This is a genomic window from Ruegeria sp. CE9, assembly GCF_056537425.1.
Genome location: NZ_JBQFRO010000012.1, coordinates 42,245 through 56,655 on the forward strand (window position 1 = coordinate 42,245; position 14,411 = coordinate 56,655).

Below are 14,411 nucleotides of genomic sequence, written 5' to 3' on the forward strand. Positions count from 1 at the left end.
TATTGATGCGGGCATGTGCCCGCACATCCCCGCTACTAGCCCGCGCGTTCAGATGGTCGGGAGTGCTAGGCTGGACACTTCTCGGCTGCAAGGCGCTCACTGCAATGTGTCCGAATTGGGTTCAACTTTTTGGTCGCCTTTGATCATGCGTTGCGCCGCGTCCGAAAAGGGTCGGAATAGGCTCACGCTCGACATCGGTTTTGCTAATCTGACCTACTATTCGGGGTTTGTATTAGTCAATTGAAGCTGTGTATAAGGCGGCTCAACTAACTGAAAAGTAATAAGGATCTACAATGAAAATCTATGGCGTTGCCCTAGTACTGGCATCACTCATCCTGGGTGCGGTCGGATTTGCAAATCTCGTCAGCGATCGTACACCAAAGAACTACAGCGATGCCTTTGTGGTCATGCTAAATTCCAATTCATTGTTTGCGAACTCAAACTCGTTTGAAAGCGCTGCACACATGAAGCTGCACGAGGAAATAATAGGTAATTGCGCCAATGCGGTGTATCCGTCTTTATCAAGAAAGGCACTTGATGCAAAAATTGGACTTACCCTCGACCGCCTTCCTATTGCAGGTGCGCTCTCGGTTGGTGACATAAATACCGCTCTTGGCGGACCCATTCAAACAAAAGAGACCCCTGCAGAACTCCGCTGTCTGATCGCCCTCAATATCTACTTCACGAGATTTCCAGAGTCTTGGAATCTGATCTTTTCCTTAAGCGAGGATGCCAAATCTGCTCGCCCGGAGATTGAGGCGCTCTTGGAGCAAAGGTCTACAAACTAAGGATCTCGAAAGAGAGTAATGTATTTTGCTCTTATGCCCGCCATTGGAAAGCGGGAATGCCGGAAAATCGAAGGTCGAGTCCAATGAGCTGATTGAGCGACCTTCAAAGCTGATCAGGCCAACGGGGAAGCTCAAGATGCAGCTCTTGCGCATGTTGTAACCGTCGAAACGCTGCTGCTGAACGGAGTCGGTTTCTACCGGCTCCGTATTGTCCGTTTTGTGTATACTCGAAAAGGACGCCCCAAGTTTCTCCAGATATGTCCTAATAGACTTGAATCTATACTTATCGGACACCATATATTTTTGAGACACTCTAATCGGACGCAGGAGGACAACATGGGCGAACTCATTGGATATGCTAGGACCAGTAGCCGTTCTCAGTCTCTGGATGTACAGAAGGATGCACTAATGCGCGCTGGCGTAAAGCCCGAGCACCTCTATGCCGAACAAATATCCGGTACATCACGCAAAGGCCGCGAGGCTCTTCATGAACTTTTGAACCGTGGCGTGCGGAAGGGCGACACGGTTGTATGTGTTCGTTTGGATCGTTTGGCAAGATCCACCCGCGACCTGCACAACATTGCGCACACACTAAATGAGAAGGGTGTAGGCCTTCGCGTGCTAGAACAAAACATTGATACAACTTCTCCCGAAGGGCGCCTCTTTTTCTCGATGCTTTCCGCCATTTCTACTTTTGAAACCGAAATTAGGCAGGCTAGGCAACGTGAAGGCATTGATGCAGCCCTTGCCAAAGGATCAGACAGCCCGTTCAAGGGTCGACCAGCCACTATTGATGGTGACGAAATCCGGATGGCGGCAAACAATGGGGAAAGTCCGAGTGCGATTGCCCGACGGCTAGGTATCGCCCGTTCTTCAGTGTATCGGTACCTCTCTCCCAGCGCCTCCTAGACAAGCTTAAAGTGGAACTTCTGTAAGGTGACATCTTGGCCGGTTTGTCCTAAAAGCGTTGGCTGATAAAATCCTGTGCTTGGCCGCCTTTCAATTCAACCGTTGCTGCGACCGAACGAATGTAGAAACGTTCTTCGTTTCCTTCTTTAAGGTATACCGGTGAACGCGCCGGGAGACATTCAACAACAAGGACGCGCTTGTCTTCATACTCATCGAAATGCGGATGGATGTAGAGCATGTATTTCGCGCCAATCCGGTCTTTGATCAAGTTGTTCAAGTGTAGGTACATTTTGTCTTCGTTCTTGAACGAGTCCGCGTCAATACCAAGGGCAACTCCATCATCCGTCACACCGATAAACAGGGTCCCACCTCCCTTAGAGTTAAGGAACCCGACGATAGTTTTTAAGGCTGAGTTCTCCATGCGGATGTCGTTATCGCCGGTATGAAGGTTCTTACGCAGAGTAGATTTAAACTCAGTTAATCGTCCATAGGACTGTACACTGACTAGTATGCATTTTTCATCAAGCATTTGTAATATAAACGATATTCTTGGAGTAGTGGTGCCCGGGGGCGGAATCGAACCACCGACACGAGGATTTTCAATCCACTGCTCTACCCCTGAGCTACCCGGGCACGGGAATGGCGTTTGCCATTGGGTGGAGGCCTTCTATGACTTGCTACTGGCAGTGTCCAGAGGCTTTTTGACATTTTTTCAGTGTGGGCGTTGCGGTCGGCTTTCAACGGGTTCGGAACCTGCCTCTGCGTCTTCTTCGCGTTGTGATGGTACCGCATATGAACCGTTCAGCCACTTTGCCAAATCGATATCCGCGCAGCGCTTTGAGCAGAATGGGCGAAAGGCATGGCGGGAGTCTTCGCCACAGATCGGGCAGCTCATTTCAGTATCTCCGTCAATGGGATACGACCACGTTTGCGCTGAAGTTCGAAATGACCCAGCGGGGTCCAACCGGCCAGAATTGTCTCGTCCGGATCGGACTTGAATGCGGCGCGCAAGGCAGACTCAAAGCCCCGGCGGTCTTTCTTGGGCATGGGTGCGAGGTCCAGAGTGATCTGCCCTCCCAGCCCGCGCACGCGCAGGGCGCGCGGCAAGGCCTTCGCGCAGGCGAAGTTGGCTTTGGTGCCTGCGGCCAGAGATGTGTCAGCTCCGGTGTTCACGTCCACCGCGACCAAGGCCCGGGTTGGTTGGATATAGAGATGACCGCCGCCGGGCAGCGTCTCGGAAATCCCTTGCGCAATATCAAGCGCATCTAGCACGCCATGATCTTCGAAACTGCCGGATGCAGTCACCACCTCGGCCGGATCGGTCCAGTCGCGCCATGCAAGGATATGTGGACCGTCGCCCTCGCTGAGTAATTCGGTATCCGAACCGGAATCGCCCAAGACCTGATCGGCCAAGGCAAGCATGGCCGAAATATCCTCGGCAATCTCGTGGGTCTCGGCCCCTTGGCAGCAAGAGCGGAGGATCAGGCCGTGTGCGCTGTCACCCATCTGTTCATGGGCAATTTCGAGCAATTGGTCTCGGACATCTTCGTCCCGAATGCGGCGTGAAAGGTTCAGGCCCGGCGCATCCGGTGTCACAATCGCATAGCGGCTTTTGAACAGGATGCGGTTGGTCACCGGGATGGCTTTGCCGGGCTCGGCATAGCCGGTTACCTGAACCAGCAGCGTGGCGCCGGGGGCCAACCCCTTGACTTGCCGCAAAAATGCTTGGCCATCAGGGGTTGAAAGGAACATGCCGCCCTGACCTTTGACCGGTCGATCGGCGCGGGCGCGATAGATTGTACCGGGCGCAGGAGCGTCGGTGGCGATCAGGAAATCATCAAGAATGCCGTCCACCATCAAGGCTGCGGCCTCACGCCCCTGGATGTGATCCAGAATGATGGTCCGACCCTTCATGATGCCTCGCGATACAACGGATAGCCGATGCCCTGCAGCAATGCGGCGGTTTCGGACAGGGGCAGGCCGACGATACCGGTGAACGATCCTGAAATCCACGGGATGAAGGCGCCGGCAGGGCCTTGGATGGCATAGGCTCCGGCTTTGCCTTGCCAATCATTCGTCGCAAGGTAGGCGTTGATCTCGGTGTCGGACAGGCGTTTCACCTTGACTTGAGAAACAACGTCTCGCTGCAGGATCTTTTCTCCGCACCGGACTGCGACCGAAGTGATAACCCGGTGGCGCCGACCGGATAAGGCGTACAGAAACTCGGCCGCCTCGCCAGCATCTGAGGGCTTGCCCAAGATGCGGCGTCCAAGGGCAACGGTTGTATCTGCGCACAGCGTGATATCACCGATATTCGATTGAATAGCCTGCACTTTTTCGCGAGTTATACGATTGCAATAAGGAACCGGCAGCTCGCCCTTTAGCGGCGTTTCATCGATATCCGGTGGGCGGATCGCATCGGGCTGTACGCCAAGCTGCGCCAACAGGTCCAGCCGCCGTGGGCTGCCCGATCCGAGGATAAACGCCATGTGTCGGGCGTTACTTGAAACGATAGTTGATCCGACCCTTGGTCAGATCATAGGGGGTCATCTCGACCTGAACTTTGTCGCCGGCCAGAACACGGATGCGGTTTTTGCGCATCTTGCCTGCCGTATGTGCGATGATCTCATGGCCGTTTTCCAGCTCGACCCGAAACGTCGCATTAGGCAGGAGTTCCTTCACGACACCGGGAAATTCGAGCGTATCTTCCTTGGCCATGTTGTCTCCACATTTAAGTTGCACCTGCAGAATCTGCAGTTCGTGCGCTTAAATGAGCCTATTTCGGCCTTATTTCAAGGGCGGAATCGCCTAAAGGGGTGATATTGTGACGGAATTGACTCGCGGTTCTTGCTCGGTCCAGTGGGCGCGGTTCAGCACATGCCCATCGGCGCGGACATTTGCGATGGCGGACAGATCGACCTCGGCATAGGTCCAGCCGGGGGTATTGAGCGTACCTTCGGCAAGCACCCCGGTCGGCGGAAAGCCGATATCGGGCGGGCCAAATACACCGCCCATGCCGGTGTTCATATCGACCGCTTCGGACCAATCGTTGTTGCCGACCAGCGATGACATTACCGTAACACATTGATTTTCAAGGGCGCGTGACATGGCGCCAATCCGCACGCGCCAGTAACCTGACAAAGCTTCGGTGCAAGAGGGAACAAGGATCAGATCGGCATCCTGAAGGGCGCGACCCAGCAGAGGAAACTCGCTGTCATAGCAGATGAGGATGCCAATTTTGCCCAAGCTGGTGTCAAACAGTTTCAGCGGGCCGCCGGGGGCGATGTCCCAGGGCGAACGCTCGAACCGCGTCATGATCTGCTTGTCCTGATGATCGACGCGGCCATCAGGTGCGTAGAAGATGGCGCGGTTCACCGGGCGGTCTGATCCGTCGATAACTGGCGCTGAAGCTCCCAGTATGTATGTGTTGTACATCTTCGCCAGGCGGGAATGTACGACTTGTACATCTTGCATGCGGTCAGAAACGGCACGGATCGAGCGTTCAAGATCACCAGCCACCGCGCGGCCATCGAGCGTCGACAACTCCATCGCGCCATATTCGGGGAAAACCAGAAGGTCAGCACCCTGATGCGCGGCGTTCGAAACCCACGCCTCAAGCTTGTCTTCGTACTGCGCCCAGCTGTCGAGCCAATCGAGATTGTAAGCGGCGGTGGCAATTTTCATTTCGTCATCCTGCGTGTGGTCGCAGCGCGACCTTAGAGCAACGGGATGTTGGGGGCCACATTAAACCAAAGGCGCTCGGTTCTGGAACGTGGATCGCGACAACTGGATCAAGGATGATTGGCAAGCCTACTCGGCGGGGTGAGCAGTGGCCGGGTCTGGCGTTAGATCAGCAGGTGCTTTGAGTTGTCGCAAAACCTGAATGAATCCGGCAAGGAATACCGCTTCGGCCATCAGCTTTGCCACCTCTTCAAGCGCGCGCAGGGGCAGCTTGACGTCCAGCACATGGGCTTCGGGAATGCAAAACCAGATTCAACCGATCTTGAAAGGGAGGACTTCAGATAGATAGGCTCCAGAAACACGCTTGGCACCGCCCATAGACAAGCGACGCAGAGGAATTATATGGTACCATTGGCCGATCTGACCAGAGTGTTCAGATCATTCCGGATTTTCCGCACGAAACAGGGCCCATGCGTCCTGCGATGTGCCGTCTGGTTTTGTGCAGATGCCTACCTGTCCGGTGCCGGTATCCTGGATCTGATAACTTCCGCCGATCTCAAGGCAGTAAGCTGCCGCCGGGTTCACCAATTGTTGGGTTTTTCCATGCGCCGTTCGGTAGAGCGCCCAAGCATCCTCAGAGGTGCCATCAGCCAGCGTGCAACGAGAAGTTTTGAGGTCATATTCTCCACCCAGCGACCCGCAATACACTGCGGCGGGGTTTGCCAGACCGACGGTCTTGTTGCTTTCGGTCTTGGCATGCTGTTCGCGAAAATAAGTCCACGCGTCGATCTTTGTACCATCGGGCAATTGGCAGATCCCGGTCTGCCCGTCGGCGCCGTCTTGAATGCCATAGAGCCCACCTTGCGCGATGCAATACGTTGCGGCAGGGTTGGCCAAGCCGGTGTTGGCTATGCTGTCTGCTGGCAGGGCCAGCGAAAGGACCAACGCCAGCGCCGCAATTGGACCTGAAGAATTCGAAAGACGCAGTGTCATGTTCACCTCACGCGGTTTGGTGTCAGGGCAGGTTCTTCGGGTCGTATCCGTTTTGCAAGTCGATCCTCTCCCGTACTGAGGGATGTATGATCGCATCAGCTGGAATGAAACGCGGCTCTTTCAATGGAAAGTAGAAACCGGATTGGTCCCGCATCTCGGGATCGTCATGCCATTTCTTCCGCTTTGGCAGATATTCCAGCAGCCTCCACCAGAAGGTCATGGAATCGTGCAGCATGGCCCGGATGCTGGGCGGAGCGTAGTCGCGTTTGCTGCCAGCCTCTACATTCTTGGGGTTCTCGCCCAGGACCAGTCGTTTGACCATGGTTTCGCGGAACACCAGCCCGTGGGCGCGCGCTTCGTCAACCATCCATGCCAGCGGGAATTTGGCAGCGCCGCTTTCCTGTTCGGGATAGCCGCTGCCATTGTCGCCGTGAACACCGGCAAACCAGACTTGTTGTATGTCCTGCGGTTCGGCGTCTTCATCTTTGACGAACGGGTTGGTTTTGAACAACTGCGGCTCTTGCCAGCGGGACAGGCGAAACATGCGGCGGCGTTCATCAATCGCGCAGGCATGCCGGAAGACGCGCACGCAAGGATTGGTCTGGGTATACGGCAACGCTTCGAGCGAGGGCAGGTACATCCGGTCGGGGCGGGGCACGATGACCGAGGCGACCGTATCCCAGCATCCCATAAAGCGGATGGTGATGCGGCGCGTATTCAGAACCTCTTGCACACGCCATGCGACGTCAAACTCATCCCGGGCACCGGATTGTTTGTAGGCCGTCAGGGCATATGAACACAGATGATCCTGATGCGTGTGCAAAAGGCCGACCATGTTGATGAAACCGGCCAGCACCCGCACGGTATGCGCGCCGCGCGAAAAGCCGAACAGGTAAACCTCATCCCCGTCTTCGTAATGGTGGATCAAGAACCGATACGCATCCAGCACATTGGCATCCAGCCCGTAACCGGTGGCCAGCCCGAACACGCCCTTGAGCTGGTTCTTGAACCGGCTCCACGCCCCGCTGTTCGAGATCGTTCCAACACCCGGATCATAGAACCCGATCTGATCTTCGCTTTCCTGCAGGACGCGATAGAATTTGAGGACGTTGGATTGGTTTTCCTTGATCTCATTGCCGGTGCCGTCGCAGCAGATAACGATTTTCTTCAAAGCGGATCCTCGGGCAATTTGATCAATCAATGCCCGCAGTATATCCAACTGCCTTTGGGTTGTTAACTGCCGTGACGACACGTCTCATGCTTGTGCATGCAGATCAGAGTTGTTCCACCTTGATCGACTCGACCGGATAGAAAGCCAGATAGTCTTTGAGTTCCGAGATCACGTCGTTCGGGCTTTCATAGCTCCAGGCCGCGTTTTCGGTGACCGAGGATTTGTTCACGATCGAGAAATGCGTGGCCGCGCCTTTATGCTTGCATTGGGTGACCTTGTCGGTCCGGTCCAGAAAGGCCATCGCGATGTCCGCGCGCGGGAAATAGATTACAGGGTCATGGCCACCTTCCTGCACTTCCAGCGCTGCGGTGGTCTCACCCAGAATGGCGCCGCCTGAGCGGACGCTCCATTTGCCCGGTGCTTTGCGGATCGTGATGGTCTCTGTCATTCCTGTTCCTTCCCTCGTCGTGTCAGGGCCTCTCCTCTGCCCAAACTATGTAACAATCCGGTGTCAGACCGGAGCAGTTGCGGCATCCAACCACAGTTGAGCGGCGTCGCCCAGCCTTGGCCGGATTTTTTCTGTGACCTCGCCGTGATAGGCGTTCAGCCAGGCGCGTTCCTCGCGTGTCAGCATGTCGACCACGATCAGGCGCCGGTCAATCGGTGCATAGGTCAGCGTGCGCCAGTTCAGCATGGCACGTTCGTCATCCCCGCTGGGCAGGGCGGGGGCGTCTTCCACGACGACGAGGTTTTCCAGACGGATGCCAAAGGCACCCTCGCGGTAATAACCCGGTTCGTTCGACAGGATCATTCCCGGCTCAAGCGGGACGTGGCTGACCCGCGACAGGCGCTGAGGGCCTTCGTGGACGCTGAGATATGTACCAACCCCGTGCCCGACCCCGTGGTTGAAATCTTGCCCGGCCAGCCACAAAGGCAGCCGCGCGACGCATTCGATATCGCGCCCGGCCAGGCCAACCGGCCAGCGGAGCATGGACATGGCGATCATGCCTTTGAGGACGCGGGTGAAACACGCCTTTTCCTCATCCCCCACATCGCCGATAGCTATCGTGCGGGTGATGTCGGTTGTGCCGTCCAGATATTGCCCGCCGCTATCCAGCACCAGCAGGTGACCGTTTTCCAGCGCGCTGTCGGTTTCCTCGGTCACGCGGTAGTGCATGATGGCCCCGTTCGGGCCGGTGCCCGCGATGGTGTCGAACGAAATATCCTGCAGGGCGTTGTCGCTGCGGCGGCTTTCTTCCAGCTTGGTGACCACTTGGGTCTCGGTCAGGGTGCCGGGTGCCTGCGCATCGAGCCAGCAGAGCAGTTCGACCACGGCCGCCGCATCGCGCAGATGCGCCTCGGCCGTGCCAGCGATTTCGGCCGGATTCTTGCGTGCCTTGGATAGGGCGCAGGGATCGCCACCACCCACCATCCTGTCCCCCAGCGCATCCGCCACGATCTGTGGAACGGTGCCCGGATCGACCTGCACCTTGCCTTCAAGTGCACCAACGGCTTCCAGAAACGCATCGGGTTCGTGTTGGGTTACCTGATCGCCCAGGTGGTCCTGCAACCCGGTCAGTTTGGCGGCGGCCATGAACAGGTCAAGGCGGCCATCGCTGTGCAAGATGGCGAACCCATGCGCCACCGGATTATACGCGATGTCCGAGCCCCGAATGTTCAGCAGCCACATGATCGAATCCGGGAGGGTGATCACCGCTGCCGCGTGCCCCGCATTCAGCAATTCGGCGGCGAGGCGTTTGATCTTGTCTTCGGCGCGTTCACCCGCAAATTCAATCGGATGCACCCTGACCGGATTCATGGGAGGGGCGGGTTGATCTGCCCAAACCCGATCCACGAGGTTATCGCAGCGCAGCAGCTCGACCCCGCTGCCCTCAAGCTCTTTTTGTGCAGATGAAATCTGGCCAGCGGCGTGAAGCCATGGGTCAAACCCGACCTTGCCGCCATTTGGTAGCTGTTCTTTCAACCATGCGCTCAGGCTGACATCGGGCCACGGGACCGGCGTGTAGTCTTCAGCGACCTGCGCTTTCACCTGCGTGCGATAACGTCCATCAATGAAGACCCCCGCAACATCCGTGAGTGCCGCACAAAATCCGGCAGACCCCGTGAATCCGGTGAGCCAGGACAGACGTTCATCCCGAGGGGCCACATATTCCCCCTGATGCGCATCTGCGCGGGGGACCAAAAAACCCTGCAAACCTTCGCGCGCCAATTCTTCGCGCAGGGCCGCCAGTCGCGGGGGGCCTTGTTCCGGGCGGGCGGTCACTTCGAAACTTTGGAACATGGGCGGCCTCTTCGGGTGGATTTGGATGCGGTGAAACCTGAGGGCTGCGCCAAAGAATGTCCAGCGCCAGATCAGCTATCCGAGGGCGCTCCAAGAAATTCGATGAGGCTTTGCATGTAGATCTCGTATGCGGGGTTTCCGGGCAGCGGAATTTGATTGGCGGTTTCAAGGATAACAAGCGAGGCATTTGGAATGCCTGCAGCCAGTTTGCGTGCCTCGGTCAGAGGGTGAACTTCGGTGTGGCGTCCGTGCAGGATCAGGGTTGGGCAAGTGATCTCGGACAGCAAATGCAGGGCGGATGTGCTGTTTCCGATGTCTCGATACAAAAGCTTTTGCTCACGCGAATAAAGCGCCTGCATCTCTTGCACCATGTGCCGGACATCATCGAGCGGACCATCGGGAAAGTAACTGAGCGTTGAGCCCATCGCGTATCCGCCGCCCGGTGTTTGCCAACCTTCTGCAATCAGTGTTCGGATCGAATCGGGTTGTTTCGTATCACCCCGGTGGTCTCGCCCTTCGGCCCAGCCGCCAGCGATCACCAGCTTATCAACGCGATCCGGATGCCGCGCTGCGAAATGCAGGGCTGGGAAGGTTCCCCCAAACTCGCCGATGATCGAGAAGCGCTCGAATCCGGCGGCCTTGGTCACTGCCAGAATTTCCTGGATCCTGAGGTCAAAGACGGCTTGATGGTCCGAGTTCGAGCTTACTCCGTGATCCTTGTTGTAGCGCAGCAGGCGGAATTGCTTGGCCATATCCATCAACCGGGTGCGTTCAGAAGACAGGCGCCATTCGGCTTCCAGATCGTGAATGACCGAGCCGATGCGAAGAACGGGGTGACCACTGCCCGAGAGCGCGTAGGGGATTGGTCGTCCATCGCTGCCTTGGGCATAACGTAATTTTTGGGTCTGGCTGTTCTCGTCAGAGTTTGAACCAGCGTCGCTTTTGACCTCGGCTGTCATCTGCAATCCGCGCCGAACGATTGTTCGAATGATCCGTTGTGATTTGCCATCATCACCAACGGCGCGACGGGCTGCCGCAATGCGCGCACTGATCGTTGAATCCGAGACAAACCGGCCGTTCCAGACCCGATCGATGATCTCTTCTCGGACAACCAGTTTACCGGGGCTTTCAGCCAGCAATTCCAGTAGATCAAAGACCTGCGGTTCGACCCGCACGGTCTCGCCGCCCCGCAGCAAAACGTGGCGGTCCACATCAAGAACACAGTCTGCAAACTCATATCGCATGGGCTGAATACACTCTGTTTCGGCGCAGGCCTCAAGTTTCAATGATTATCCCAAGGAATTCTCGGGGGTTTCTCAGGATCGCCTTCAAGCGGGCGCGCGGCATAGTGACCACATTGGAAGCAATAGACAGGAGATCAAGATGATGCTTCCCTTTGACACCGCGTTATTGCACCACCCGGCTACCCGCCATCGGCCAAGCATATCCCGCCCGCGCGCTGAACCCTCGGGCAGGGCGTTAACCATGCCCAATTGGCGGGTCATTCTGGTGCTTCGTTTGACGGCGCAGGGCGGGCGGGCTTAGCTGGCCCGCTTCATCCCCATGACCCGTGCCCGTGCGCGGGGATCACTGTCGAAGAGCGCTGCCAATTGCTCGGTCATGGCTCCGGCCAGTTGTTCCACATCGGTGATGGTCACGGCGCGGTCGTAGTACCGCGTCACGTCGTGGCCGATGCCGATGGCCAGTAGTTCTACCATCTTGCGTTTTTCGACCATGGCGATCACGTCGCGCAGGTGCTTTTCAAGATAGTTCGCCGGGTTCACGCTGAGCGTGGAATCATCGACCGGTGCGCCATCGGAAATCACCATCAGGATCTTGCGGGCCTCGCGCCGCGCCAGCATCCGGCGATGTGCCCATTCCAGAGCTTCACCGTCGATGTTTTCCTTCAGCAGGCCTTCTTTCATCATCAGCCCCAGATTGGGCCGCGCACGCCGCCATGGGGCGTCGGCACCTTTGTAGATGATGTGGCGCAGATCGTTCAGTCGCCCCGGTTGCTGTGGGCGGCCATCGTTTAGCCACGCCTCGCGAGCCTGACCGCCTTTCCACGCGCGGGTGGTAAAGCCCAGGATCTCGACCTTGACGTTGCAGCGTTCCAGCGTTCGGGCCAGAACATCCGCGCAGATCGCGGCGATCGAAATCGGACGCCCGCGCATCGAGCCCGAGTTGTCCAAGAGCAGCGTCACGACCGTGTCGCGGAATTCGGTGTCTTTCTCGACCTTGAAGCTTAGAGGCGTGGTCGGGTTGGCCACGACACGCGCCAGACGTCCGGCATCCAGAATGCCCTCTTCGCGGTCGAACTCCCAGCTGCGGTTCTGCTGCGCTTGCAGGCGGCGTTGCAGTTTGTTGGCGAGACGACTAACCGCGCCTTTCAAGGGCTCCAATTGCTGGTCCAGATAGGCGCGCAGGCGTTCCAATTCAGCTGGTTCGGCCAGATCTTCGGCTGCGATCTCTTCGTCGTGGGTGTTGAGATAAACCTTGTAATCCGGGTCAGCCTCTGACGCGGGCGGCGGGGCAGGCGGCTCCAGCGGGGCCTCGCCTTCGGGCATTTCCGCCTCATCGCCCATCTCATCTTCGGCCATCTCGTCCATCGAGACCTGGGCCTGAGACTGGTCCTGCTGCTCTTCCTGAGTTTGCTCAGGGGTTGCGTCAGCGTCCTGTTCGTCCTGATCATCCTGACCGGTGCTGTCGGGATCGGGCTGTTCTTCGGCGTCTTCCTCGGCCTGATCCTCCTGCTCGTCGTCCAGCTCATCAGGGTCTTCGCCCAGCTGGTCGCCATATCCCAGGTCCTTGATCATCTGGCGGGCGAACTTGGCGAACTCGGCCTGATCCGAGAGGATTTCGTCAAGGTTCTCCAGCGTACCGCCGGCTTGCTCTTCGATGAAGCCGCGCCATAGGTTCATGACATTCTCAGCCGCAGGCGGCATGTCACGGCCCGTGGCCAGATGCCGGATCAGATAGCCTGCCGCCACAGCCAATGGCGCATCCGCAGGCTGCTTACACTGGTCATAACCGCGCCGGATCGCCTCATGTCCGATCTTGACGTCAATGTTCGATGCGGTACCGGGCATATCGCGCGCGCCCATCGCTTCGCAGCGGGCGGTCTCCATCGCCTCATAGAGATCGCGTGCCATATCACCCGGCGGCGCATAACGCGCATGGGTCGCGTCGTCGTGGTACTTGCGCTGCAATGCCAGAGCATCTGCCGTGCCGCGTGCCAACAACACTTCTTCACGTGTCATGCGGCGAGAGACCTGCGGCAATCGCATCGACTCGCCAGACACGCCCGACGGATCGACCGTGTAAGTCACCGACAATTCGGGATCGTCGGCCATGACCTTAGTGGCTTCGGCCAGAGCCTTCTTGAACGGATCAGCAGGATTGTCGTTCTTCTGCACCATGTTCAAACGCCCTTTGTGTTGCAGTGACCCGCCGCATCAATGCGAAACCGGATCCCCCTTCATCTGGCCAAAAATACCTCCGCCGGAGGCATTGCGCCCCGCAGGGCGCAATTCATATTGCTTAGCCCAAGCTCGCGCTCGCCGCGCTTTCCGGCAGTTCCTCGTCAAAGCAGCGCTGATAGAACTCGGCAACCGTCTGGCGTTCCAGCTCGTCGCATTTGTTCAGGAAGGACAAGCGGAAAGCATAGCCGATGTTGCGGAAAATCTCGGCGTTCTGCGCCCAGTTGATCACGGTCCGTGGGCTCATGACGGTGGATAGATCACCATTCATGAAGGCGGTCCGCGTCAGGTCGGCGACGGTGACCATCTGGCTGACGGTCTTGCGGCCCTCGGCGGTGTTGTAATGCGGCGCTTTCGACAGCACGATCATCGTTTCTGCATCGTGGCTGAGGTAGTTCAGCGTCGAGACCAGCGACCAGCGGTCCATCTGCGCCTGGTTGATCTGCTGTGTACCGTGATAGAGGCCGGTGGTGTCGCCCAGACCGACGGTGTTGGCAGTCGCAAACAGACGGAAGTTGGGGTTCGGCGTGATGATTTCATTCTGGTCCAGCAAGGTCAGCTTGCCGTCATGCTCCAGCACGCGCTGGATCACGAACATCACGTCCGCACGGCCCGCGTCATATTCGTCGAATACGATTGCAACCGGGTTGCGCAGAGCCCAGGGCAGGATGCCTTCATGGAATTCGGTGACCTGCTTGCCGTCGCGCAGTTTGATCGCGTCCTTACCGATCAGGTCGATCCGGCTGATATGGCTGTCGAGGTTCACACGAACGGCGGGCCAGTTCAGGCGGGCGGCAACCTGCTCGATATGGGTCGATTTCCCGGTGCCGTGATAGCCCTGAATCATTACCCGGCGGTTATGGGTAAAGCCCGCAAGAATCGCCAGCGTGGTTTCGGGGTCGAACTTGTAGGTCGGGTCGATGATCGGCACACGGTCGCTGCGCTCGGCAAAGCCTTTGACTGCCATATCGCTGTCAATGCCAAACACCTCACGAACCGAAATGTCTTCGGTGGGTTTTGCGTTGATGTCGATCGATCCGTCAGCCATGCGCCTTGTCCTTATCCTTTGGCCCGTTCACCGGGTTTGA

At 57.5% G+C, this 14,411-nt stretch carries 17 protein-coding genes and 1 tRNA gene; 3 read left to right on the plus strand and 15 right to left on the minus strand.

What is annotated here, in order from left to right:
- Positions 1-293: 293 nt before the first annotated feature.
- A complete protein-coding gene (locus tag ACR0B3_RS19160; protein ID WP_480810452.1) occupies positions 294-788 on the plus strand; it encodes a hypothetical protein in 495 nt (164 codons plus the stop codon).
- Between the two features lie 336 nt (positions 789-1,124).
- Positions 1,125-1,697 carry a recombinase family protein gene (locus ACR0B3_RS19165; RefSeq protein ID WP_480810453.1) on the plus strand — a complete coding sequence of 191 codons (573 nt, stop codon included), beginning with the start codon at positions 1,125-1,127 and terminating at the stop codon, positions 1,695-1,697.
- 49 nt (positions 1,698-1,746) lie between these two features.
- Here ACR0B3_RS19165 and ACR0B3_RS19170 read toward each other — a convergent pair whose 3' ends face one another.
- The 13 genes from ACR0B3_RS19170 to ACR0B3_RS19230 all read right to left on the minus strand — a co-directional run bounded on the left by ACR0B3_RS19170 (position 1,747) and on the right by ACR0B3_RS19230 (position 11,088).
- On the minus strand, positions 1,747-2,226 hold the full coding sequence (locus ACR0B3_RS19170) for an AlbA family DNA-binding domain-containing protein (protein WP_480810454.1): 480 nt from the start codon (positions 2,224-2,226) through the stop codon (positions 1,747-1,749).
- 29 nt (positions 2,227-2,255) lie between these two features.
- Positions 2,256-2,330 (minus strand) — tRNA-Phe (locus ACR0B3_RS19175).
- A 79-nt stretch (positions 2,331-2,409) separates the two neighbouring features.
- Positions 2,410-2,592, minus strand: coding sequence for a DNA gyrase inhibitor YacG (locus tag ACR0B3_RS19180; RefSeq protein ID WP_480810455.1), 183 nt, complete (start codon positions 2,590-2,592; stop codon positions 2,410-2,412).
- Complete coding sequence (locus tag ACR0B3_RS19185; protein WP_480810456.1) at positions 2,589-3,611, minus strand: ribonuclease E/G; 1,023 nt, start codon at positions 3,609-3,611, stop codon at positions 2,589-2,591. Before ACR0B3_RS19185 ends, ACR0B3_RS19180 begins: the two co-directional genes overlap by 4 nt.
- Positions 3,608-4,186, minus strand: coding sequence for a Maf family protein (locus ACR0B3_RS19190; RefSeq protein WP_480810457.1), 579 nt, complete (start codon positions 4,184-4,186; stop codon positions 3,608-3,610). The genes ACR0B3_RS19185 and ACR0B3_RS19190 overlap by 4 nt, the downstream gene beginning before the upstream one ends.
- A gap of 10 nt (positions 4,187-4,196) precedes the next feature.
- Entirely contained in the window at positions 4,197-4,415 is a 219-nt protein-coding gene (infA, locus tag ACR0B3_RS19195) for a translation initiation factor IF-1 (protein WP_005978431.1), read from the minus strand.
- Positions 4,416-4,505: 90 nt separating this feature from the next.
- Positions 4,506-5,381, minus strand: a complete 876-nt coding sequence (locus ACR0B3_RS19200; protein WP_480810458.1) for a carbon-nitrogen hydrolase family protein — start codon at positions 5,379-5,381, stop codon at positions 4,506-4,508.
- 126 nt (positions 5,382-5,507) lie between these two features.
- Positions 5,508-5,663 (minus strand): hypothetical protein, encoded by a 156-nt coding sequence (locus ACR0B3_RS19205; RefSeq protein ID WP_170724677.1) that lies wholly within the window; start codon positions 5,661-5,663, stop codon positions 5,508-5,510.
- Positions 5,664-5,816: 153 nt separating this feature from the next.
- Positions 5,817-6,371, minus strand: coding sequence for a DUF333 domain-containing protein (locus ACR0B3_RS19210; RefSeq protein WP_480810459.1), 555 nt, complete (start codon positions 6,369-6,371; stop codon positions 5,817-5,819).
- Positions 6,372-6,393: 22 nt separating this feature from the next.
- On the minus strand, positions 6,394-7,542 hold the full coding sequence (locus tag ACR0B3_RS19215) for a DUF2235 domain-containing protein (protein WP_480810460.1): 1,149 nt from the start codon (positions 7,540-7,542) through the stop codon (positions 6,394-6,396).
- 103 nt (positions 7,543-7,645) lie between these two features.
- Positions 7,646-7,990 (minus strand): DUF427 domain-containing protein, encoded by a 345-nt coding sequence (locus ACR0B3_RS19220; RefSeq protein WP_170686589.1) that lies wholly within the window; start codon positions 7,988-7,990, stop codon positions 7,646-7,648.
- Positions 7,991-8,053: 63 nt separating this feature from the next.
- On the minus strand, positions 8,054-9,844 hold the full coding sequence (locus ACR0B3_RS19225; protein WP_480810461.1) for an aminopeptidase P family protein: 1,791 nt from the start codon (positions 9,842-9,844) through the stop codon (positions 8,054-8,056).
- Positions 9,845-9,915: 71 nt separating this feature from the next.
- Positions 9,916-11,088, minus strand: coding sequence for an alpha/beta hydrolase (locus ACR0B3_RS19230; protein WP_170686591.1), 1,173 nt, complete (start codon positions 11,086-11,088; stop codon positions 9,916-9,918).
- A 139-nt stretch (positions 11,089-11,227) separates the two neighbouring features.
- Between ACR0B3_RS19230 and ACR0B3_RS19235 the strand changes: the two genes are divergently transcribed.
- Positions 11,228-11,389, plus strand: a complete 162-nt coding sequence (locus ACR0B3_RS19235) for a hypothetical protein (protein WP_480810462.1) — start codon at positions 11,228-11,230, stop codon at positions 11,387-11,389.
- On the opposite strand, the gene cobT is transcribed toward ACR0B3_RS19235, so the two are convergent.
- Complete coding sequence (gene cobT, locus ACR0B3_RS19240; RefSeq protein ID WP_480810463.1) at positions 11,386-13,263, minus strand: cobaltochelatase subunit CobT; 1,878 nt, start codon at positions 13,261-13,263, stop codon at positions 11,386-11,388. The genes ACR0B3_RS19235 and cobT overlap by 4 nt on opposite strands.
- A gap of 121 nt (positions 13,264-13,384) precedes the next feature.
- Positions 13,385-14,371: a cobaltochelatase subunit CobS gene (gene cobS, locus ACR0B3_RS19245; protein WP_170475680.1), complete on the minus strand. Its 987-nt coding sequence runs from the start codon at positions 14,369-14,371 to the stop codon at positions 13,385-13,387.
- Positions 14,372-14,411: the final 40 nt, after the last annotated feature.

Bases quoted from the DNA above. Each gene is read 5' to 3' on its own strand.
- ACR0B3_RS19160 (WP_480810452.1), top strand. From the start codon at position 294: ATGAAAATCTATGGCGTTGCCCTAGTACTGGCATCACTCATCCTGGGT.
- ACR0B3_RS19165 (WP_480810453.1), top strand. From the start codon at position 1,125: ATGGGCGAACTCATTGGATATGCTAGGACCAGTAGCCGTTCTCAGTCT.
- ACR0B3_RS19170 (WP_480810454.1), bottom strand. From the start codon at position 2,226: ATGCTTGATGAAAAATGCATACTAGTCAGTGTACAGTCCTATGGACGA.
- ACR0B3_RS19180 (WP_480810455.1), bottom strand. From the start codon at position 2,592: ATGAGCTGCCCGATCTGTGGCGAAGACTCCCGCCATGCCTTTCGCCCA.
- ACR0B3_RS19185 (WP_480810456.1), bottom strand. From the start codon at position 3,611: ATGAAGGGTCGGACCATCATTCTGGATCACATCCAGGGGCGTGAGGCC.
- ACR0B3_RS19190 (WP_480810457.1), bottom strand. From the start codon at position 4,186: ATGGCGTTTATCCTCGGATCGGGCAGCCCACGGCGGCTGGACCTGTTG.
- infA (WP_005978431.1), bottom strand. From the start codon at position 4,415: ATGGCCAAGGAAGATACGCTCGAATTTCCCGGTGTCGTGAAGGAACTC.
- ACR0B3_RS19200 (WP_480810458.1), bottom strand. From the start codon at position 5,381: ATGAAAATTGCCACCGCCGCTTACAATCTCGATTGGCTCGACAGCTGG.
- ACR0B3_RS19210 (WP_480810459.1), bottom strand. From the start codon at position 6,371: ATGACACTGCGTCTTTCGAATTCTTCAGGTCCAATTGCGGCGCTGGCG.
- ACR0B3_RS19220 (WP_170686589.1), bottom strand. From the start codon at position 7,990: ATGACAGAGACCATCACGATCCGCAAAGCACCGGGCAAATGGAGCGTC.
- ACR0B3_RS19225 (WP_480810461.1), bottom strand. From the start codon at position 9,844: ATGTTCCAAAGTTTCGAAGTGACCGCCCGCCCGGAACAAGGCCCCCCG.
- ACR0B3_RS19230 (WP_170686591.1), bottom strand. From the start codon at position 11,088: ATGCGATATGAGTTTGCAGACTGTGTTCTTGATGTGGACCGCCACGTT.
- ACR0B3_RS19235 (WP_480810462.1), top strand. From the start codon at position 11,228: ATGATGCTTCCCTTTGACACCGCGTTATTGCACCACCCGGCTACCCGC.
- cobT (WP_480810463.1), bottom strand. From the start codon at position 13,263: ATGGTGCAGAAGAACGACAATCCTGCTGATCCGTTCAAGAAGGCTCTG.
- cobS (WP_170475680.1), bottom strand. From the start codon at position 14,371: ATGGCTGACGGATCGATCGACATCAACGCAAAACCCACCGAAGACATT.